Below are 21,533 nucleotides of genomic sequence, written 5' to 3' on the forward strand. Positions count from 1 at the left end.
CACTTGCGGAGATACGGATTGCTTCGTCGCTGCGCTCCTCGCAATGACCGCGGCAGCGAGCCTCACTTCCCCGTCTTCACCCTGGTCCAGAGCCGGTTGATGATCCGCTGGGTGGCCGGGTCGCGCGCGGTGATGACGAACAGTTTCTTCTGAGTCGCTTCGTCCGGGTAGATGTTCTTGTCGTTGAGAATCTTCGGATCGATCAGCTTCTGGCTGGCCAGGTTGCCGTTGGCGTAGGACAGGAAGTTCGAGTTCTTCGCAGCGACGTCCGGCCGGTAGAGGTAGTTGATCAGCTCATAAGCCTCGGCGACGTTCTTGGCGTCCGAAGGAATCGCGAGATTGTCGAAGAACATCTGCGCGCCCTCTTTCGGGATGGCGTAGCCGATTTCGATGCCGTTCTTGGCTTCGACCGCGCGGCTGCGCGCCTGCATGATGTCGCCCGACCAGCCCACCACGAAGCAGATCTCGCCGGAGGCGAGCGCGCTCAGATATTCCGAGGAATGAAACTTGCGAACATAAGGCCTGATCTTGCTGACGAGGTCAGCGGCCTTCTCGAGATCGGCTTGCTTGGTGGAGTTCGGATCGATGCCGAGATAATTCAAGGCCGCGGGCAGGATGTCGTCAGCGGAATCAAGCATATGGATGCCGCAATCCTTGAACTTGGCGAGATTCTCCGGCTTGAACACCATGTCCCAGCTATCGATCCTGGCGTCGGGGCCGAGAATCTTCTGCGCCATCTGGACGTTGTAGCCGATGCCGGTGGTGCCCCACATGTAATTGGCGGCGTAGTTGTTGCCGGGATCGTAGGTCGCGAGCTCTTTGGTCACCACCGGCCAGGCATTAGCGAGGTTCGGCAGTTTCGACTTGTCGAGCTTGAGGAAGACCTTTGCGGTGATCTGGCGCTGCAGGAAATAGCCGGTCGGCACCACGACGTCGTAGCCGGACTTGCCCGCGAGCAGCCGCGTTTCCAGCGTCTCGTTGGCATCGAAGGTGTCATACACCACCCTGATGCCGGTCTCCTTGGTGAAGTCCTCCAGCACCCCCGGCGCCATATAGTTCGACCAATTGTAGAAATTGACCGTGCGTTCCTCGGCGCGGGCGGATGAAGAGACGAGCAGAGCCGCGGCAAACAGGGCGGCGAGACAAATTGAATGACGGCCCTGCCCGTGCATCTCTCTACCTCTTTCGACGGTGCACCGCGTCCGACAGACGCTCGAGCGCAGTGTCGAGGGTTGCATCCTTCTTTGCAAAGCAAAAACGTACGACCGAGGTCACCGGGTCCTTTTCGTAGAAGGCCGAGACGGGGATCGCCGCCACCTTGTAGTCGGTCACGATGCGCCGGCAGAACGCCTCGTCGGTCTCATTGAGCCCGAGCGGCGACAGGTCGACGGTGAGGAAATAGGTACCTTGCGATTTCAGGACGGGAAAGCCGAGGCTCTCCAGTCCCTTTGTCAGCCTATCCCTGCTCCGCGCCAGGTCCTTGCGCATGTCGTGAAAATACGCATCCGTCTTGCCGAGCCCATAGGCCACCGCCGCCTGCAGGTTGGGCGCGGTGGTGAAGGTAAGGAACTGATGCACCTTGGCGGCAACCCGCAGAAGCGGCGGCGCGGCGCAGACAAAACCGATCTTCCAGCCGGTGAGCGAAAAGATCTTGCCGGCGCTACCGACCTTGATGGTGCGGTCCCGCATGCCCGGCAGCGTGATCAGCGGGATGTGCTCGCGGCCATCGAAGATCACGTGCTCCCAAACCTCGTCGCAAATCGCGACCACGTCGAACTCCTGGCAAAACCGCGCCAGCAGTTCGAGGTCCTCGCGCGGATAGACCACGGCGGACGGATTGAGCGGATTGTTGAACAGCACCGCCTTGGTCTTGTGGTTGAAGACGCTCCGCAGCATCTCCTCGTTCAAGCGCCAGTGCGGCGGCTCCAGCCGCAACAGGCGCGGAATGCCTCCGGCCTGACGGATGATCGGTAGATAGGAATCGTACACGGGCTGGAAGACGACCACTTCATCGCCCGGTTCGACCACGGCCAGGATCGATGATGTCAGCGCCTCGGTGCCGCCCGAGGTCACCATGACTTCCGTCATGGGATCGAGGTTAAGTCCGTGCCAGCGGCCGTAATGGGCCGCGATCGCCTGCCTGAGCTCGGGGATGCCCATCATCGACGGGTACTGATTGTAGCCGTTGACGGAAGCATCCGCGGCCGCGCGACGGATGTCCTCCGGACCGGGATCGTCCGGAAAGCCCTGGCCGAGATTGATGGCGTTGTTGTCGCGCGCGAGCTGCGACATCGCTTCGAAAATGGTGACGGGCAGGTCCGCAAAGACCTTGTTCATGGAAGCCATGGAAAGGTCAGCCGCCCGTCTTGGTCGGCAATCCCGCAGCCTTCCAGCCCAACATGCCCCCTGCCAGATGCTTGTCGTAAGGCAACCCCGCCGCCTGCGCCGCGAGCGATGCCGTCACTGAGCGCTTGCCTGAGCGGCAGGCAAACACGACCTCTTTACCCTGCGGATCCGGAATCTCGTCCGGATCAAACGTCGACAGCGGCACGACGACGCCATCCGGATAGGCCTCAGCGGCGACCTCGTTGGGCTCGCGGACGTCGACCAGGAGATAGCGTCCATCCGCTATCCCGTTCGACACTTCCTGAGGCGTTAGATCATGCACCTTGTGGTCGGCCACGCGCGTTCTCCAGACAATTCTTGGGCTCAGTTCTTGGGCTCAGCCGGCCCCCGTTTCGGGCGCAAAGTCGCCTCTTGCGCGGGGAAAATCAAGCACCGCAAACAGCTTAGGACCAGCAAAAAGCTAGATCGTGACCTGCGTTCCGACCTCGACGACGCGGCCGGTCGGGATCTGGAAATAGTCGGTGGCGTCGTTGGAGGCGCGGCTGAGCGCGATGAACAAATGGTCCTGCCAACGCGGCATCCCGGAATGCGCGGCGGGCTTGAGCGAGCGCCGCGACAGGAAGAACGAGGTCGACATGATGTCGAACTGCCAGCCGAGCTTGCGGGCGATCGCCAGCGTCTTCGGCACGTTCGGCGATTCCATGAAGCCGAAGCGCAGCGTCACCTTGGAGAAAGTCGGGCTGATCTGCTCCATTCGCACCCGCTCGGACGGGTCGATCCGCGGCGTCGGCGCGGTCTCGATGGTGAGAATGACGTTCTTCTCATGCAGCACTTTGTAGTGTTTTAGACTATGCATCAGCGCGGTCGGCGCGCTGGCGGGATCGCTGGTCAGGAACACCGCCGTGCCCGAGACGCGCTGCGGTGGCCGCTTCTCCAGCATCGCCACCAGATCGGCGAGCGGGAATTCCAGCTTGCGCGACTTCTCGAACAACAGCCGGCTGCCGCGCCGCCACGTGATCATCAGCGCCATCACGGCGCCGCCGAGCGCCAGCGGCACCCAGCCGCCCTCAAGCACCTTCAGAAGGTTTGCCGTCAGGAAGGTGAAGTCGAGAAACAGGAAGGGCGCGATCAGCGCGGCGGCGGCGATCGGCGACCATCGCCAAACCTTCCACACCACGACAAAGCCCATCATGCCCGTGACCACCATGGTGCCGGTCACCGCGATGCCGTAGGCCGCGGCCAGCGCGCTGGAGGAGCGGAACATCAGCACCAGCAACAGCACCGCGATGAGCAGCATCCGGTTGATGCGGGGAATAAAGATCTGCCCCGAATGGGCTTCCGAGGTATGGCGAATCTCGAAACGCGGCAGCAGGCCGAGTTGGATCGCCTGGCGCGTCAGCGAATAGGCGCCGGTGATGACGGCCTGGCTGGCAATGACGGTCGCGACGGTGGCAAGCACGACCATCGGGATCAGCGCCCAATCCGGGAACATCAGGAAGAACGGATTCTCGATCGCCTTGGGATCGACGATGACGAGCGCGGCCTGCCCCATATAATTCAGCACCAGCGCCGGCAGCACGATGAACATCCAGGCGAACTGGATCGGCCGTTTGCCGAAGTGCCCGAGATCGGCATAGAGCGCTTCCGCGCCGGTGACGGCGAGAAACACCGCGCCGAGGGTGACGAACCCGATCACACCGTGATGAAGCATGAAGGAGACCGCATACAGCGGATTAAAGGCCAGAAGGACCTCGGGATGCTTGATGATCTGCGGCACGGCTGCAATCGCCAGCACCGCAAACCAGACGCACATGATCGGTCCAAAAAATGCGGCGACCCGCGCTGTGCCATGGGATTGCACGGCAAACAGCACCACCAGGATCAACGCCGTGACCGGCACGACATAATGTTCGAAGGTCGCGGTGACGAGCTTGATGCCTTCGATCGCCGACAGCACCGATAGCGCCGGCGTGATCACCGCGTCGCCGTAGAACAAGGCCCCGCTGATGATGCCGAGCATCACGACCGCGCCGGCGCCCTTGGTAACGGCGCGTTCGGCCAGTGCCATCAGCGCCAGCGTTCCACCCTCGCCGTGGTTATCGGCGCGCAGCAGGATCACCACATATTTGAGCGTGACGACGACAATCAGCGCCCACAGGATCAGGGAGAGCACGCCGAGGACCGCCTGCGTCGTGGCGACGCCACTGTGCTCGCTGGCCGCCACAACGGCTTCGCGCAGAGCGTAGAGCGGGCTGGTGCCGATGTCTCCGTAGACGACGCCGATGCTGCCGAGCGTCAGCGCTCCGAACCCTGCCGTGGAATGCGCCTCTCCATGTCCACTGGCCGCGGGCGTTTCCGCCGCGGTGACCGCACTCTCGGACGACATGGGAGGGAGCCTCTATTGTTCACTGCACAACGAAACAGCGCCGCAGGCCTATATCCCCGCTCGAATGCATAGGTTAGGCGAGAAATGGGCTGCCTCCATGCATTTTACACATAGCTCGATCGTTTAACCAGCCACAATCGTGCGCCCGTCAGATAGTTACCTGGGTGCCGACCTCAACCACCCGCCCCGTCGGAATCTGAAAATAGTCGGTGGCATCGTTGGCGGAGCGGCTCATGGCGATGAACAAGTGATCCTGCCACAGCGGCATGCCCGACTGCGCCGCGGGCTTGAGAGACCGCCGCGACACGAAGAATGACGTCGCCATGATATCGAACTGCCAGCCGAGCTTGCGGGCGATCACCAGCGCCTTCGGGACGTTCGGCGACTCCATGAAGCCGAACCTGAGGCGCACCTTGGAAAACTTGTCGCTGATGCGTTCTATGTAGACGCGCTCGGAAACATCAACGCGCGGCGTCTGCGCCGTCTCGATGGTCAGGATGACATTCTGCTCGTGCAGCACCTTGTTGTGCTTGAGATTGTGCAGCAGCGCGGTCGGCACGAAGCCGGGATCGCTGGTGAGGAAAACCGCGGTGCCCTTGGCGATATGCGGCGGCCGCTTCTCCAGGCTCTTGATCAGGTCGTCAAGCGGCACCTCGATGCGCCGGGTCTTGGCGATCAGGATGGCCGTCCCGCGCCGCCAGGTCCAGATCATGGCCGCCATGGCTGCGCCGAACAAAAGCGGCACCCAGGCGCCCTCGAACAGTTTGAGGAGATTGGCGCTCAGGAACGTCATGTCGACCACCACGAACGGCACGATCACCGCGGCCGCGGTCGCTGCGCGCCAGTTCCACAATTTCCAGATCACCACAAAGCCCATGATGCCGTCGGCAACCATGGTGGTGGAGACGGCGATGCCGTAGGCCGATGCCAGTCCGCTCGAGGTGTGGAACATCAGCACCAGCAAGAGAACGCCGACCAACAGCAAGCGGTTGACGCGCGGCAGATAGATTTGCCCGGCATGGGACTCCGAGGTGTAGCGGACCTCGAAACGCGGCAGCAGGCCGAGCTGCACCGCCTGCCGGACCAGCGAATAGGCGCCGGTGATGACGGCCTGGCTCGCGATCACGGTGGCAGCGGTCGCGAGCACCACCAACGGCAGCAGCAGGAAGTCGGGAACCATCCGATAGAACGAATTCTCGATCGCGGATGGATCGGAGAGCACCAGCGCCCCCTGCCCGAAATAATTGAGCAGAAGCGACGGCAGCACGAAGAACAGCCAGCCGGACTGGATCGGCTTGCGGCCGAAATGGCCGAGATCGGCATAAAGCGCCTCGCCGCCGGTGACGGCCAGGAACACCGCTCCCAGCGTCACCAGCCCGATGGTGCCATGCGTGAGCAGGAACTGGAGCGCGTAATAGGGATTGATCGCCGCCAGTACAGATGGGTCATCCTTGATGTGGACCAGCCCCATCACGGCGAGCGTGGCGAACCAGACCACCATCACGGGCCCGAAGGCGGAAGCTACCCGCCCGGTGCCGATGCGCTGGACCGAGAACAAGACGACCAGGATGACGATCGTGACGGGCACCACGTAATGTTGGAGTGCGGGCGTCGCGAGCTTGAGGCCTTCGACCGCCGACAGCACGGAAATCGCCGGCGTGATCATGGAATCGCCGATGAACATCGAGGCGCCGACCACGCCGAGCGCCAGCAACAGCCAGCTTCTCCGCCCCAGCGCCCGCTGCCCCAGGGCCATCAGCGAGAGCGTGCCACCCTCGCCGTTGTTGTCGGCGCGCAGGAGCAGCAGCACGTATTTCGACGTGACGACAATGAAGAGCGCCCACAGGATCAGCGACAGCACACCCAGGACGATGATTCGGGATACCGGCTGTCCATGCGTCGCGCCGGCGACTGCCTCGCGGAACGCATAGAGCGGCGAGGTACCGATATCGCCGAACACCACGCCGATACTGCCCAGCGTCAAGGCCCAGAAGTTGGACGTGACCGGCCCTTCTTGGACCTCGCTGGATGAGACGCTGACAGCCATGGCGGGAGGAACGCCCCATCTGCTAGTTTGATCCGGCGCCGCTATCCACGCTTCCGCGTTCCCTGTCAACGGTTGCGGCGGCCGCGACAAGCGCGTAACGGTTTCCGGCTGGACAGGCGGCCGATAGTAAATTCGGCGGATTACGGCTTCAAGCCGGGCGGCAGCGGCGGATCCTCACGCATCAAGGTGATGGTGACGCGACGGTTTGCCGCGAGCGAAGGATCGTCCGGAAACAACGGCTGGCTGTCGGCCTTGCCCGAGACGGCGAAGATATGCGAGGAGGGCAGCCCTTCGCGCTCCAGGATCTGGCGCACCGCGTTGGCGCGGTCCGCCGACAGGTCGAACGCTCCGTAGTCGCTGCGCGCCGGCACGAAACCGGCGGCGGTGTGGCCGACGATGGATACGCGCAGCGGCGTTGCCTTAAGCGGCCCGGCGAGCTTCTGGATCAGCCGCCGTGTCCGGTCGTAAGGTACCTTGGAGCCGTCGGCGAACATCGAGCGGCCGTCCTGGTCGATGATCTCGAGGTTGAGACCCTCCTTGGTTTCCTCGAACATGATGTGCTTGGACATTTCGGTCAATTCCGGCATGTCCTGCAGCGCCTGCCGCAGCGAAGCGGACGCGAGCGCGAAGGCGCGGTCGGTGTGCAGCTTGGCGCCATTCTCCTGGTTGCGCTCCTTCTCGTCGGGCGTCGGCCTGTCCGACGTCTCCTCCGGCGAGATATGCTCGACGTTCTTCAACTTCGGCCGCGTCGGCAGGCCGTCGGATTCGATGATGCCGGAATAGCGCACATTGGTCTGCGAGCCGAAGGCGTCGCGCATCGAGCCTGCGACGATCTTCAGCTTGTTGTTGTCCATGCTGGAGAAGGCGACGAGCATCACGAAGAAGCTCATCATCAACCCCATCAGGTCGGCGAAGGTCACGAACCAGCCGTGACCTCCGGTATGTGCGTCGCCGCGCTTTTTCTTGGCCATCGGGTGAAGCTCCGGACCGCTGCCAGGCCGAAGGTCAGGCCGGCACCGGCTCGCCCTCTCCTTCGCGGTGCTTTTCCGGGAGATAGGCGAGCAGCATTTCGCGAACCAGCGCCGGGCTCTTCGAATCGCGGATCATCAGGATGCCGTCGATGATCAGGGTGCGGTTGGTTTCCTCGTCGAGGAGCTTGCCGTGCAGCTTGTCGGCGATCGGCAGACAGAACAGGTTCGCAACCAGCGCGCCATAGAGCGTGGCCAGCAGCGCGGTCGCCATGAACGGGCCGAGCTTGGAGGGATCGGTCATGTTGGCGAACATCTGCACCATGCCGATCAGCGTGCCGATCATGCCGAAGGCCGGCGCGCAGTCGCCGATCGCGCGGTAGATCTTGCTGCCCTCGTCGAGATGCATCAGGAAATTGTCGCGGTCGCGTTCGAGATTGTCGCGGATGAATTCGAGGTCGTAGCCGTCGGCGACGTAGCGGATTCCCTTGGCCAGGAAGGGCTCGTTGGTCTCGACCTTTTCAAGCCCCACCGGCCCCTGCTTGCGGGCGATCTCGGCGATCCGGGCCAGCTCGTCGACGAGATCGCGCGCCGAAAGCCGGCTCATGGTGAAGGCGAATTTGGCGCCCAGCGGCAAGCCATGCAGGATCGCGGCCAATGGAAAGCGGATCATCGTGGCCGCGATCGATCCGCCGAAAATGATGATCATCGCATGTTCGGAAATGAACATGTGTAGGTCGCCGCCCATCAGCATCATCGCTGAGATCACGATGATGCCCATCACGAGCCCGACGCCCGTCATAATATCCATGGGAGACTCCAACGCGTACGCTACACACCGCCTGTCCTGGACGGTGCACGACCCAACCGCGGACCGCGCCGGAAAACCCTACGTGGCCGCCATTAAAGACCCGTAAAGGTTAAGCCGAAGAGGAACCCGTAAAATCCCGAGTGGCCGGATCAGGCCTGAGCGCAGCGCTGGTCTCAATCTTTCGCTAACCATAATCGCCGGCGCCGCTCAGTGACCGCTATCGAGCCCCGTGAGTTCGAGACTGAGCGCGCGCAGCCGTCTCCGCGCCGACGCCTCATAGGCCTGCGGATTGGCCCTGGCCTCGTTCATGCCGTTGAAGAACAGCCCGCTCTCATCGGCGACATCGTCTCCCGACACCAGATGCAGGATCGCTTCGCCGCCCTGCTCGACGGTCGAGATCGGGGTGATGCCGCCGGCGCGCACCATCGTGGTGTTCATATAGGTTGCCGGGTGCAGCGAATTTGCGGTGACGCCCGAGGCTTTCAGCTCTTCTGCGAGATCGATCGTGAACATGATCTGCGCAAGCTTGCTCTGGGCATAAGCGCGCGAGCCGCTGTAGTTCTTCGTGATCATCACGTCGTCGAAGTCGATCGGATGCTGGCCGAGCGAAGCGACATTGACGATCCGCGACGGCGCGCTCGCCTTCAACAGCGGCAGCAACAGACGCGCGAGCAGGAAACCCGCAAGGTAGTTCACGGCGAAGCGCAGCTCATAGCCGTCCCTGCTGGTCTGCCGCGCCGGTCCCTCGTTCTGCGAGCCGATCCCGGCATTGCTGATGAATACGTCGAGCCGCTTGTGGTTCGCGAGCACGGCCTCGCCGAGTTTTCGCGTCTCGGCAAGCGAGGACAGGTCGGCCTGATAGAAAATGGGCTCGCGGCCTCCTGCCCGCCTGATCTCTTCGATCAGCGATGCCCCGCGCGCTTTGTCGCGCCCGTGGACCAGCACGCTGGCGCCGCCGATGGCGAGCCTCTTAGCAACGTAGCGGCCGACACCGTCGGTTGAGCCGGTGATGAACACGGTTTTGTCACGCATTTCCATCGCACACCTCCGGTCCCTGCCCGCCCGGGTTCCACACGGCGGTCGAAGGACAACTACACCCGTCTGCGGCGCTGCGCCACGGGTCAGAAACCTCCCGCGCGCAAGAGTGTTTTGCTATTGGTTGCCGCCAATAGCTGGCTCGTCAGCAGATGCTGCGCGGCTGCTATTGGGCGTTCGTTCATTCAAAGGGAACCGATGTTGGCCTCCAGTTCAAACTGGATCATGCGAAATGCTCCGTCGCTGGAGCCTTTCGGTCTGTTCGCACTGTTCGGCGCCCTGACCGTGTTCCCTGCCATCCTGATGATCCGCGTGCTCGAACCTGAGCTCGTGCTGCCTGCGTTCAGCATCCTGCTGTTCGCGGAGGCCGCAGTGGCCGCCATCCTGGCGCGCCTGATCAAGGCTCAGGAGAACTCAGGGAAAGTCACGTGGTGGGATTTTGCCGGTGCATTCACCTTCATGGGGTGTGCAGCGGCAATCTTTGGCGAACCGGACCAGGCGGCGATGTTCTTCGAGGAAGAAGCCGTCGCGCGTGCGAATTCGCGACCGTAACAGAGCATGATCCGGAAAAGTGGAAACCGGTTTTCCGAAGAGATCATGCTCGAACTCAAAGAGATGAGATCATGATCCGTCTCATCGGATCATGATCTAAAGCGTACCAGGCCGGGCCCCTCTGGCAGCCGACAGGCTGCGATGTCGGACTGGAGTTAAGTTGGAGTGGCCCTGCTTTGATCTGCGGCATTGATCGCGGGACGTATCGGTGAATCCCTCACCGATGTGCGTCGCCATCAAGCCGGTATCTCATCCGGGTCACTCTCCAGACCAGAAGGGGAGCATGACCCGTGTCCGAATTTCTTGGCTTTGAATTTCTCACCGCGCTGTTGCAGGTCGTCCTGATCGACCTGGTGCTCGCAGGCGACAATGCCGTCGTGATCGGCCTTGCCGCAGCCGGCCTGCCCGAGAAGCAACGTAGCAAGGCGATCCTGATCGGCATTCTGGCGGCGACCGTGCTGCGCATCATGTTTGCCGTCGTGGCAACGCAGATCATGCAGATCGTCGGCCTCTTGCTTGCCGGCGGAATCCTGCTGTTGTGGGTGTGCTGGAAAATGTGGCGAGAGCTGCGCGCCACCGCGAAAGAGGAAGCCGACGCAGAGCTCGGTGGCGCGTCTGCAGACGGGGCGCCCCGGAAGACGCTCTTCCAGGCCACGACGCAGATCATCATCGCCGACGTCTCGATGTCGCTCGACAACGTCCTGGCTGTCGCGGGAGCGGCCCGCGAGCACCCGAGCGTGCTGATTTTCGGCCTGATCCTCTCCATCGCATTGATGGGCGCAGCCGCGACCTTCATCGCGCGGCTGCTGCAGAAGCATCGCTGGATCGCCTATGTCGGCCTCGCCGTCATCCTCTATGTCGCCATCGACATGGTCATTCGCGGCGCCCACGACGTCGCCAAGGTCGCGGCGCTCTGAGCCGCGACTTATTGGAGTTAGTGGATCTCAGCCGAGCGCTTCAGCGCTTCCTTCAGCTTCTCGAGCGAGAAGTCCGGGCTGCGTGCGATCTCCAGGATCGGCGTCTCGCGACGCGCGCAGAGTTCGGCCGCATCCGGCAGCTTGGCGGCGACATCGTTCGGGATCACGATCGCACCATGGCTGTCGGCATGGATAAGATCGTCGGAGCGCACGGTCATGCCGGCAACCCGCACCTCGCCGCCGAAGCTCTCGGCATGCACCCAGGCGTGCGACGGGCCGATCGATCCGGCGAGCGCCTGGAAGCCCGGCGCCCATTGCGGGATGTCACGGATCGAGCCGTCAGTGATCACACCGAGACAGCCGAGCGCCTTGTGCACATTGCTCTGCACCTCGCCCCAGAACGCACCATAGCCGACATCGGCGCCATCGATATCCTGGATCACGGCGATGCGCGGACCAAAGCCGGTGCCGACATATTCGTAGTATTCGATGCGGCGCTTGGCCTGCTCGGCCGCCGGCAGACCGGATTGCAGCACGGAGCGGATCGTCACGGTGCGGGCATAGCCGACAATCGGCGGCAGGTCCGGGAACGGGCAGACCAATGGCTTGGTGGTGTAGCCGATCAACCGCCGTTCCGGGGCGACGATCTCCATCGCATTGCAGATCGTCGGCGTGTCATAGCGCGCCAAGGCTTCGAGGACGGACGCGGACAGCGGGGCGGTGACGGCTTTATTCACGGCGTTTCTCCTGGCAAATGGACGCTTTTTGGCGAGACGATCTTGGCCCATGCCTATAGCCGAGATCGGCCGTGAACCCAACCAAGCTTCCGCTCATGGCTGATATTTGGGTGTCGTCCCTCATCCTGAGGAGCGTGGAACGCGCGTCTCGAAGGATGAGGCCACCGGCCGGGCCTCATGGTTCGAGACGCGGCCTAAGGCCGCTCCTCACCATGAGGGTTTGGCACATCAATTAAGCCGCGCCGGACGGTCGTCGTGGTCGGCGTCAGCGACACCCGGATAGCTCGGCGACGGAGTTGCCGACGTCGGGGCTCCGGCCGGCACAGCGGCCTGCGCCTCCGCGGCGCGCGCGTGGTCGCGATAGGTTTTCCAGCCCCATGGCAGGCTGATCAGATAGAGCACCGAGCCCGCGGAGAGGATGTGCCAGGGATAGCTGACCAATAGCGCGATGAAGAACACCACCGACACGAACACCGGCAGCAGCATTTCCGGCGGCACCCGCATGCGCATTGTCTTGCCGGAAAACACCGGCAGGCGCGACACCATCAGGAACGCGATCAGGAGCGTGTAGAAGGCCGTCAGCATCGTCGGCGGCGTAGTGATGCCCAGGAAGCCCAAATAGACCGGCAGCAACACCGTGATGGCGCCAGCTGGCGCCGGCACGCCGGTGAAATAATTCGCCGCGAATGCCGGCTTGTTTGGATCGTCGATCGAGGCGTTGAAGCGGGCGAGCCGCAGCCCGCCGCTGATCGCGAACACCATGGCCGCAATCCAGCCGCCATTGCCCAATTCGTGCAGTTGCCAGAAATAGAGGATCAGACCAGGCGCCACGCCGAAATTGACGAAATCCGCGAGGCTGTCGAGCTCGGCGCCGAATTTCGACTGGCCCTTGATCAGGCGCGCGATGCGCCCGTCGATGCCGTCAAGCGCTGCAGCGAACACGATCGCCGCGACCGCGAGCTCCATCCGCCCTTCGGTCGACAGGCGGATCGCGGTCAGGCCGGCACAGATCGCGAGCAGCGTGATGACATTGGGCACCAGCAACCGGACCGGAATCTGGCGAAACCGCCGGCGGCGCAGTTCCGGGTATTTGGAATCGATCGGCATCATGGCTCGCGATTATATAGCAAGCGCCGGCGCCCTCCGCCATTGCAGCGGCAAGGCGCCGCAATTGGCGGTGCCGATGGTTAATCGGCCCGGTACGTCCACCCCGGCTCGGGGGTGCGGAAATCGGCCAGAACGGTCTCGCCGGCGATCGCCGTCTGGCCCTCGGATACCAGCGGCTTCGTGCCTTCGGGCAAGTAGACATCGAGCCGCGAGCCGAACCGGATCAGGCCGAACCGTTCGCCGGCGCCGATCGACTGGCCTTCGCGCACGAAGGAGACGATGCGCCGCGCCACCAGGCCTGCGATCTGGACCACGCCGATGCGGCCGTTGGGCGTCGAGATCACGAGCGAGTTGCGCTCATTGTCCTCGCTGGCCTTGTCGAGCTCCGCATTGATGAAGACGCCCGGCCGGTAGGCGATCCGGTCGATCCGCCCCGCAACCGGACTGCGGTTCACGTGACAGTTGAACACGCTCATGAAGATCGAGACCCGCGTCAGCGGCCGGTCGCCTAGCCCCAGTTCGGCCGGCGGCAGGGCTTGGGTGATCATCGAGACGCGCCCGTCGGCGGGCGCCACCACCAGCCCGTCCCGCACTGGCGTCACCCGCACCGGATCGCGGAAGAACAGCGCGCACCAGACCGTCAGCACGGTCCCGATCCAGCCCAGCGGCGTCCAGATCCAGAACAGGATCAGGCTCGCCAGCGCGAAGCCGCCGATGAACGGATAGCCCTCAGGATGAATGGGCGGAATCTGCGCGCGGATGGAATTGGCGATCGACATCGAATCTCACTCGGTTTTCCGGTCCTAGAGCATGATCCGGAAAAGTGGAAACCGGTTTTCCGAAAAGATCATGCTCAAACAAAGAGATGAGAGCATGATCCGATTCCGTCTAATTGGATCAGGCTCGCGACGGAGATGGAGCCTATTCGGCAGCCGTCGGCAAGGGCTTCTCGACGGGATCAGGCTCGGGTTCGTCGACCGGCGGCGGCTCGCGGTTCGGCGCCTCGCTTCCGTCGTCGACCATCGCCAGCTTCTCCCGCGCCTCCTCGGCCTCGCGCTGCCGGTTCCACATACTGGCATAAAGCCCGCCCTGCGCCAAAAGCCGGGGGTGGGTTCCGCGCTCGGCGATGCGGCCCTGGTCGATGACGATGATCTCGTCGGCGCCGACGATGGTCGAGAGCCGGTGTGCAATTACCAGCGAGGTGCGGTTGCGCGAGACCCGCTCGAGCGCAGCCTGGATCTCATGCTCGGTGTGGCTATCGAGCGCGGACGTCGCCTCGTCCAGCACCAGAATTGGCGGCGCTTTCAGCACCGTGCGGGCGATCGCCACCCGCTGCTTCTCGCCGCCCGACAGTTTCAGGCCGCGCTCGCCGACCTGGGTCTCGTAGCCCTTCGGCGACATCCGGATGAACGTATCGATCTGCGCGAGCTTCGCCGCCTCTTCCACCTCGGCATCGTCGGCATCCCAGCGGCCATAGCGGATGTTGTAGCGGATGGTGTCGTTGAACAGCACGGTGTCCTGCGGCACCATGCCGATCGAGGCGCGGAGCGAATTTTGCGTGACGTTGCGGATGTCCTGGCCGTCGATCAGGATCCTGCCGCTGGAGACGTCGTAGAGGCGGAACAACAGCCGCGAGATCGTGGACTTGCCGGCGCCCGAGGGACCGACGATCGCGACCGTCTTGCCGGCCGGCACCTCGAAGGAGAGGCCTTTCAGGATCGGGCGATCAGGCTCGTAGGCGAACCGCACGTCCTCGAACCGCACGCTGCCCGCCGTCACCACGAGCGGCTTGGCATCGGCTGCGTCCTTGATCTCCGCCTTGCGCGCAAGCACGCCGAACATCTTCTCGATGTCGATGATCGCCTGCTTGATCTCGCGATAGACCATGCCCATGAAATTGAGCGGCTGGTAGAGCTGGATCATCATGGCGTTGACCAGCACGAAATCGCCCACCGTGTTGCTGCCATTGCGGATGCCGATCGCGCACAGCAGCATGATCGCCGTCAGGCCGGCGGTGAAGATGATCGCCTGGCCGGTGTTGAGGATCGCCAGCGACGTATAGGTCTTGATGCTGGCGTGCTCATAGCGCTCCATCGAGCGGTCGTAGCGCTCGGCCTCGCGCGCCTCGGCGCCGAAATATTTCACGGTCTCGTAGTTGAGGAGCGAGTCGATCGCTTTCGTGTTCGCTTCGGTGTCGGAGTCGTTCATCTTGCGGCGGATCTCGATCCGCCATTCGGTCGCGACATAGGTGTAGTACATGAACGCCGCGACAGTGATCACGACGACGCCGACATAGCGCCAATCGAACTGCCAAAGCAGCACGGCCGCCAATAGCGCAACCTCGACCACCGTCGGGATCAACTGCAGGATCACCATCCGCACGATGGTCTCGATGCCGGTGCGGCCGCGTTCGAGGATGCGCGTCAGTCCGCCGGTCTTGCGTTCCAGGTGAAAACGCAGCGACAATTCGTGCATGTGCACGAAGGTGAGATAGGCGAGCCGCCGCACCGCATGCATGGCGACGCGGGCAAAGATGCCGTCGCGCCATTGCGTCAGCACCGCCATCAGGACACGCACCGCACCGTACCCAGCCGTCAACAGGAGCGGCGAAGCGATCAGCCACATCGTCCAGTTCGACGATTGCAGCGGCGCGCTGGGCGTGCCGTTCAGCGCGTCGATCGCCCATTTGAAGGTGAAGGGCACTGACAGCGTCGCGAGCTTGGCGAGGAGCAGAAGCACCATCGACCACAAGACGCGCATCTTCAGATCAGTGCGGTCGCCAGGCCAGATATAGGGCCACAGATGCGCGAGCGTACCGACCAGGGTCGCCTTCTCGGCGCTGCTTGCGTCGGCAGATGACATATCGTTCAGGCGCGGTTGGGGTTGGGACGACATTAAGCCATCGCCGACGTTAGGACGGCGCGCCGGTTCGCTGTCACGTGATTTGCATGGATCCGCATTGTGCCCGTCATATAGGGGATTTTGACCTCGCGGAAACCCTCATGGAGTGGATCTTTCACGATTTTCAGCGATTTACGCCACTTTTACGCCACGACACGGGAAATGCCGGGCTTGACGTTTTTTTCGTTGCAGTGCCACATGAGCGGATGAACCAAATCAGACCTATGAACCAGATCAAAACCGTCTGCGTCTATTGTGGCTCCGGCCCCGGCACCAGCCCCAGCTTTGTCGAAGCAGCCAACGCGCTCGGAAGGATCTTTGCCGAGAGTGATATCCGCCTCGTCTATGGCGGCGGCTCGATCGGACTGATGGGCGCGGTCGCGACCTCCACGCTCGACCATGGCGGCAAGGTCACCGGCATCATCCCGGATTTTCTCCGCGCCCGCGAGAACGCGCTCACCCGCGTCCAGGAGATGATCGTCACGCCCGACATGCACGAGCGCAAGCGGCTGATGTTCGAGCGCTCGGATGCCTTCGTGGCGCTGCCCGGCGGCATCGGCACGCTGGAGGAGCTGGTCGAGCAGCTCACTTGGCAGCAGCTCGGCCGGCACACCAAGCCGGTGCTGCTCGCCAATATCGACGGCTTCTGGGAGCCGCTGCTCGCGCTGCTCGATCATATGCGCTCGACGGCCTTCATCCGCCCGACGCTGCCGCTCGAGGTGCTGACGGCCGACCGCGTCGAGGACATCGTGCCGCGCCTGCGCGCCGCTGCCGCGCGCGCGCCCGAGGCCGGCAAGGAACTCGCGCCGGACGTGGCGCGGCGACTGTAAGAGCATGATCCGGAAAAGTGGAAACCGGTTTTCCCTCGCGACAAACGCGAAGCGTTTGCGCGGAGATCATGCTCCAACGAAGAGGCTCACTCGCTCGGAAACGTCACCGCCTCGATGCGGTTGCCGTCGGGATCGGTGACGAACGCCGCGTAGTATCTGATACGGTCGTGCGGGCGCAGCCCAGGCGCGCCGTCGGAACGGCCGCCGGCACTCAGGGCCGCGGCATGGAAGGCATCGACCTCGGCGGTTGATTTCGCCCGCAGGCAGATGTGACTGCCCGTATCAGACGCGACCGGCTTCATCCCGGCGCGCAGGTTGATCCAGAATTCGGGATAGCTCTTGCCGAACCCGATCGTGGCCGGACGCGTGACCAGGCGCGAGAAGCCAAGCGGCGCGAACGTTGCTTCATAGAAGCGCGCGGAACGTTCGAGATCGCTGACACCGACAGAGAGATGGTCGATCATGCGTTACCCTCACCCCAGGTTCACCGTCATGCGAGGAGCGAAGCGACGAAGCAATCCATGCTTCCACGCGTGGAGAGATGGATTGCTTCGCTGCGCTCGCAATGACGGTGTTTGCCGATGGGTCGCCGCGCCCCTTACCCCGTCGCGCCTGACTTCACCAGTTTGTAGAATACCGAATCCATCAACGCCTGGAACGAAGCATCGATGATGTTCGGCGACACGCCGACCGTGGTCCAGCTTTCGCCGGTCTCGTCTTCACTCTCGATCAACACGCGCGTCACCGCTTCCGTGCCTCCATTGAGGATACGCACGCGGTAATCGATCAGTTTCAATCCCTCGATGTATTTCTGATACTTGCCGAGGTCCTTGCGCAAGGCGACGTCGAGCGCGTTGACGGGGCCGTTGCCTTCAGCGGCCGAGATCAGCCGCTCGCCGGCGACGTTGACCTTCACTACCGCGAGCGCGACCGTGACGCGCTGGCCGAGGGCATTGTCGCGCTGCTCGACATTGACGTCGAACTGCTCGACCTTGAAATATTCCGGCACCTTTCCAAGCGTGCGCCGCGCCAGCAGCTCGAACGAGGCGTTGGCGGATTCATAGGCGAAGCCCGCGGCCTCGCGCTCCTTCAGCTCAGCGACGAGCCGCGTCAGCTTTGGATCGTTCTTCTCGTAGGGAATGCCGGCCCGGTCGAGCTCGGCGATGACGTTGGAACGTCCGGCCTGGTCCGACACCAGCACCTTGCGGTGATTGCCGACGAATTCCGGCGGCACGTGCTCATAGGTCTGCGGGTCCTTCAGCACGGCGGACGCATGGATGCCGGTCTTGGTGACGAAGGCGCTTTCACCGACATAAGCCGCGTGCCGGTTGGGCGCGCGGTTGAGCATGTCGTCGAGCGTGCGCGACACCTTCATCAGCGTCGTCATCTTCTCTGGCGTAACGGCGATCTCAAGCCTCTCGGAGAACTCCTTCTTCAGCCTGAGCGTCGGGATCAGCGAGCAGAGATTGGCGTTGCCGCAGCGCTCCCCTAACCCGTTCAGCGTGCCCTGGATCTGGCGCACGCCGGCGCGCACCGCGGCAAGCGAGTTCGCCACCGCCTGCTCGGTATCGTTATGGGCGTGGATGCCGAGATGGCTGCCGGGGATGTGGCGCACGACATCGCCGACAATGGTTTCAATTTCGTGCGGCATGGTGCCGCCATTGGTGTCGCACAACACCACCCAGCGCGCGCCGGCCTCATAGGCGGCCTTGGCGCACGCCAGCGCGAATTCGGCGTTTTCCTTGTAGCCGTCGAAGAAATGCTCGCAATCGACCATCACCTCGCGCCCGGCAGCCGTCGCCGCGGCGACGCTGTCACGGATCGAAGCGAGGTTCTCCTCGTTCGTGGTCTCCAGCGCGACGCGCACCTGATAGGCGCTCGATTTCGCGACGAAGCAGATCGCGTCCGCCTTCGCCTCCAGGATCGTCGCCAACCCGGGATCGTTGGACGCCGAGCGGCCTGGACGCCGCGTCATGCCGAAGGCGGTGAAGCGTGCATGGTCGAATTTCGGCTTTGCCGAGAAGAATTCGGTGTCGGTCGGGTTGGCGCCGGGATAACCGCCCTCGACATAGTCGATGCCGAGTTCGTCCAGCATCTGCGCAATCACCTGCTTGTCCTGCAAGGTGAAATCGACGCCATTGGTCTGCGCGCCGTCACGCAGGGTGGTGTCGAAGAGATAGAGACGTTCGCGGCTCACGGCGTGCCTCCCGCGGCAGTGCCATTCGCCAGCGTCTTCTGCATCGTGGTGTTGGCGAGCCACTCGCCCTCAATACTCACGCTGTTGCGCTGCTTGGCGACGTAGCCGCGCTTGCGGAAGAAATCGAGCGCGTTGTCGCTGGCATCGACCGAAAGCGTCTTGGTGCCGCGCGCGCCGGCGAGCTTTTCCAGCGCGTCGCACAGCATCGCGCCGACGCCCTGCCCGGCCACGCTCGGATGCACGTAGAGCATGTCGATCTGGTTGTTGTTCTTCAGCGAAGCAAAGCCGACCGGCGAATTCTGGATGGTTGCGATCAGCGTCAACTCCCCGGCGAGCTTCTTGCCGAAGGCCACCTCGTCATCAGCCACGGCTGCCCAGGCTTCCTGCTGCGTCTCGCCGTAGTCGTCGCCGGTCAGTTCCTGGATCGCGGCCACGAAGATCGCCGCCAGCATCGGCGTATCCGCCGGCAGGAACGGTCGCAGTCCGGGTTGTGGGAGTGCCTGTGCCATCATGCCAACTCCCATGTGGTCACGGGTTTGCCGTCGGCCCCCTTGCCGTCTTTCAGCACGACGCCCTTGGCCGCAAGCTCGTCGCGGATGCGATCGGACTCCTTGAAATCCTTCCGCGCACGTGCGGCCGCACGATCCAAGATCAGGCCTTCAACCCATTTCGGATCGATGCCACTCGCCTGCTGCTTGCGGCCCTTCCATTCCGCGGCACTCTGGCCGAGGAAGCCCAGGAAGCGGAGCGATGCCGCAAAAGTGCCGCGCGCCTCTCCATCGCTCACAGCCGCATTCCGCAACCCGTGCAGCGCCGTGATCGTCTGCGCCGTGTTGAGGTCGTCGGACAATGCCTCGACCACGCCCTCAGCCGGCCGATCGCCCACGGCATCTGCTGCCACGGCGTACCAGTCGTCGAGCGCCCTGGCGCTTTCTTCCAATCCCTTCAGCGTCCAGTCGATCGGCGAGCGATAGTGCGTCTTGAGCATGTTCAGGCGCAGCACTTCGCCCGGCCAATCCGCCAGCAACTCCCTGATCGTGACGAAGTTGCCGAGCGACTTCGACATCTTCTCGCCTTCGACCTGCAGGAAGCCGTTGTGCATCCAGGTGTTCGCCATCCGCGCTTCGTGGAAGGCGCAGCAGCTTTGCGCGAGTTCGTTCTCATGATGCGGGAACACGAGGTCGATGCCGCCGCCATGGATGTCGAACTGCTCGCCGAGATGCTTCCACGCCATCGCCGAGCATTCGATATGCCAGCCCGGACGTCCCGGCGCTGCGATGCCTGACGGCGACGGCCACGACGGCTCGCCGGGCTTGGACGGCTTCCACAGCACGAAATCGGTGTTGTCGCGCTTGTAGGGGGCAACATCGACGCGGGCGCCCGCGATCATCTCATCCAGCGAGCGGTTGGCGAGCGCGCCGTAACGCGGCAGCACGCCGTTGGCGGCGTTCATCGCCTGCGGCGAGAACAGCACGTGGTCTTCGGCGACATAGGCAAAACCATCTGTGACTAGCTTCTCGATCAGCACCCGCATCTCCGCGATGTGCTCGGTCGCGCGCGGCTCGACCGTGGGACGCAGCGCGCCGAGCGCATCGACGTCGTCGTGAAACTGCCGCTCCGTCTGCTCGGTAACCTTGCGGATCGCCTCGTTCAGCGGCAGGCCGGGATAATCCCGCGCCGCGCGATCGTTGATCTTGTCGTCGACGTCGGTGATGTTCCGGACATATTTGACGTGGTCGTCGCCATAGACGTGCCGCAGCAAGCGGAACAGCACGTCGAAGACGATCACCGGGCGCGCGTTGCCGATATGGGCGAAGTCATAGACCGTCGGCCCGCAGACATAGATGCGCACATTGTTGGGATCGAGCGGCACGAAGGGCCGCTTTTCCCGGGTCAACGTATCGTACAGACGCAATTGCATGGAATACCCGTCCCTTGTGGCCGGGTCGTCACGTGATCTCGATGTGAGAAAAGACGGCCTCAGCCAGCGAATCGCTAGCTAATAATCTCGCGGCAAATGCTGCAGATGGCGAGGTGGCCGTTCATGGTTCCACCATGGCGCCATCCGGGGGACGGCGTCAAGGGCTGTTTGCGCCCGTTCTGAAGGCGATTCCGCCCCTTCCGATGATTCCAAACGCACCATGGTTAATCATTATTAACGTATTGGGCGTAATCGGATAGGCACTGGTTCCCTTCCCCACTCGGTGCTCCATGCGATTTCGATCGGCATTCCTTGCCTGCACATTCATTTTAGCCACCTCCGCCGCACTGGCCGACAGCCGCGTCTTCATCATCGCCAACCATGATGACGGCTATGGTGTCGACGAATGCCTCGCGCGGGGCGACAAGTGCGGGGCGCACGCCGCCCGCTCCTATTGCCAGTCACGAGATTTTGCCCAGGCCACCGCCTATCGCCGCGTCGATCCTGACGAAATTACCGGCGCCGTTCCGAAGGCCGCGGGAAACTGCAGCGGCGCCGCCTGCGGCGAATATATCGCCATCACCTGCCAGCGCTGATCCGGCCAAGGGGCAGCCAAGGGCCTGCCAAGGGCCGGTATTCTCACGGGGTTTTGCCACATCGGGGCCCCGGAAACGACGTGACGCTGCCCCGAGAAACGGCTATTGCAGGCGGCCTTGGCCGCGCCGTCGGGCTCGCCCGCCGCGCGGCGTCATTCTGTGACTGGACATGCCCAATCGCC

Annotated in this window: 20 protein-coding genes; 4 read left to right on the forward strand and 16 right to left on the reverse strand. The window is 63.2% G+C overall.

Translation table 11 applies throughout. The annotated features are described in order from the left end of the window. Window positions 1–62 precede the first annotated feature (62 nt). The 8 genes from AC5ZG1_RS14605 to AC5ZG1_RS14640 form a co-directional block, all read right to left on the reverse strand. Window positions 63–1,172 (reverse strand): polyamine ABC transporter substrate-binding protein, encoded by a 1,110-nt coding sequence (locus tag AC5ZG1_RS14605; RefSeq protein WP_456641837.1) that lies wholly within the window; start codon window positions 1,170–1,172, stop codon window positions 63–65. A gap of 4 nt (window positions 1,173–1,176) precedes the next feature. Continuing rightward, on the reverse strand, window positions 1,177–2,346 hold the full coding sequence (locus tag AC5ZG1_RS14610; protein WP_496133263.1) for an aminotransferase: 1,170 nt from the start codon (window positions 2,344–2,346) through the stop codon (window positions 1,177–1,179). Between the two features lie 7 nt (window positions 2,347–2,353). Then, window positions 2,354–2,683, reverse strand: a complete 330-nt coding sequence (locus AC5ZG1_RS14615; RefSeq protein WP_028166500.1) for a rhodanese-like domain-containing protein — start codon at window positions 2,681–2,683, stop codon at window positions 2,354–2,356. 123 nt (window positions 2,684–2,806) lie between these two features. Continuing rightward, window positions 2,807–4,732, reverse strand: coding sequence for a potassium transporter Kup (locus AC5ZG1_RS14620; RefSeq protein ID WP_028166501.1), 1,926 nt, complete (start codon window positions 4,730–4,732; stop codon window positions 2,807–2,809). A 148-nt stretch (window positions 4,733–4,880) separates the two neighbouring features. Continuing rightward, complete coding sequence (locus tag AC5ZG1_RS14625; protein WP_496133264.1) at window positions 4,881–6,779, reverse strand: potassium transporter Kup; 1,899 nt, start codon at window positions 6,777–6,779, stop codon at window positions 4,881–4,883. A 140-nt stretch (window positions 6,780–6,919) separates the two neighbouring features. Next, on the reverse strand, window positions 6,920–7,750 hold the full coding sequence (locus AC5ZG1_RS14630; protein ID WP_496133265.1) for a flagellar motor protein MotB: 831 nt from the start codon (window positions 7,748–7,750) through the stop codon (window positions 6,920–6,922). Window positions 7,751–7,784: 34 nt separating this feature from the next. Next, the gene (locus AC5ZG1_RS14635) at window positions 7,785–8,558 is read right to left on the reverse strand and encodes a motility protein A (RefSeq protein ID WP_028166504.1); all 774 of its coding nucleotides are present in this window, start codon (window positions 8,556–8,558) and stop codon (window positions 7,785–7,787) included. Between the two features lie 207 nt (window positions 8,559–8,765). Continuing rightward, window positions 8,766–9,596, reverse strand: coding sequence for an SDR family NAD(P)-dependent oxidoreductase (locus AC5ZG1_RS14640; RefSeq protein ID WP_130226343.1), 831 nt, complete (start codon window positions 9,594–9,596; stop codon window positions 8,766–8,768). Window positions 9,597–9,713: 117 nt separating this feature from the next. On the opposite strand from AC5ZG1_RS14640, the gene AC5ZG1_RS14645 reads away from it, so the two are divergent. Together AC5ZG1_RS14645 and AC5ZG1_RS14650 are read left to right on the forward strand one after the other, a co-directional pair. Continuing rightward, entirely contained in the window at window positions 9,714–10,145 is a 432-nt protein-coding gene (locus AC5ZG1_RS14645; protein ID WP_496133266.1) for a hypothetical protein, read from the forward strand. A gap of 290 nt (window positions 10,146–10,435) precedes the next feature. Next, window positions 10,436–11,062 (forward strand): TerC family protein, encoded by a 627-nt coding sequence (locus AC5ZG1_RS14650; RefSeq protein WP_130226344.1) that lies wholly within the window; start codon window positions 10,436–10,438, stop codon window positions 11,060–11,062. Window positions 11,063–11,079: 17 nt separating this feature from the next. Here AC5ZG1_RS14650 and AC5ZG1_RS14655 read toward each other — a convergent pair whose 3' ends face one another. The 4 genes from AC5ZG1_RS14655 to AC5ZG1_RS14670 all read right to left on the reverse strand — a co-directional run bounded on the left by AC5ZG1_RS14655 (window position 11,080) and on the right by AC5ZG1_RS14670 (window position 15,801). After that, entirely contained in the window at window positions 11,080–11,799 is a 720-nt protein-coding gene (locus AC5ZG1_RS14655; protein ID WP_456641842.1) for an RraA family protein, read from the reverse strand. Window positions 11,800–12,027: 228 nt separating this feature from the next. Further along, window positions 12,028–12,909: a CDP-diacylglycerol--serine O-phosphatidyltransferase gene (gene pssA, locus AC5ZG1_RS14660; protein WP_130226346.1), complete on the reverse strand. Its 882-nt coding sequence runs from the start codon at window positions 12,907–12,909 to the stop codon at window positions 12,028–12,030. Window positions 12,910–12,986: 77 nt separating this feature from the next. Next, window positions 12,987–13,685, reverse strand: coding sequence for a phosphatidylserine decarboxylase (locus AC5ZG1_RS14665; protein WP_028166510.1), 699 nt, complete (start codon window positions 13,683–13,685; stop codon window positions 12,987–12,989). 142 nt (window positions 13,686–13,827) lie between these two features. Continuing rightward, window positions 13,828–15,801, reverse strand: a complete 1,974-nt coding sequence (locus AC5ZG1_RS14670) for an ABCB family ABC transporter ATP-binding protein/permease (RefSeq protein ID WP_496133267.1) — start codon at window positions 15,799–15,801, stop codon at window positions 13,828–13,830. Window positions 15,802–16,031: 230 nt separating this feature from the next. On the opposite strand from AC5ZG1_RS14670, the gene AC5ZG1_RS14675 reads away from it, so the two are divergent. Continuing rightward, complete coding sequence (locus tag AC5ZG1_RS14675; RefSeq protein ID WP_028166512.1) at window positions 16,032–16,637, forward strand: LOG family protein; 606 nt, start codon at window positions 16,032–16,034, stop codon at window positions 16,635–16,637. A gap of 86 nt (window positions 16,638–16,723) precedes the next feature. On the opposite strand, the gene AC5ZG1_RS14680 is transcribed toward AC5ZG1_RS14675, so the two are convergent. The 4 genes from AC5ZG1_RS14680 to cysS form a co-directional block, all read right to left on the reverse strand. Then, the gene (locus AC5ZG1_RS14680) at window positions 16,724–17,101 is read right to left on the reverse strand and encodes a VOC family protein (protein WP_496133268.1); all 378 of its coding nucleotides are present in this window, start codon (window positions 17,099–17,101) and stop codon (window positions 16,724–16,726) included. Between the two features lie 134 nt (window positions 17,102–17,235). Further along, window positions 17,236–18,834: a citramalate synthase gene (gene cimA / locus AC5ZG1_RS14685; protein WP_496133269.1), complete on the reverse strand. Its 1,599-nt coding sequence runs from the start codon at window positions 18,832–18,834 to the stop codon at window positions 17,236–17,238. Then, on the reverse strand, window positions 18,831–19,343 hold the full coding sequence (locus tag AC5ZG1_RS14690) for a GNAT family N-acetyltransferase (protein ID WP_130226349.1): 513 nt from the start codon (window positions 19,341–19,343) through the stop codon (window positions 18,831–18,833). The genes cimA and AC5ZG1_RS14690 overlap by 4 nt, the downstream gene beginning before the upstream one ends. Then, the gene (gene cysS, locus AC5ZG1_RS14695; RefSeq protein WP_496133270.1) at window positions 19,343–20,755 is read right to left on the reverse strand and encodes a cysteine--tRNA ligase; all 1,413 of its coding nucleotides are present in this window, start codon (window positions 20,753–20,755) and stop codon (window positions 19,343–19,345) included. Before cysS ends, AC5ZG1_RS14690 begins: the two co-directional genes overlap by 1 nt. A gap of 290 nt (window positions 20,756–21,045) precedes the next feature. On the opposite strand from cysS, the gene AC5ZG1_RS14700 reads away from it, so the two are divergent. After that, entirely contained in the window at window positions 21,046–21,351 is a 306-nt protein-coding gene (locus AC5ZG1_RS14700; protein ID WP_130226351.1) for a hypothetical protein, read from the forward strand. Window positions 21,352–21,533 lie beyond the last annotated feature (182 nt).

The sequence above is a fragment of the Bradyrhizobium sp. Leo78 genome, assembly GCF_059512425.1.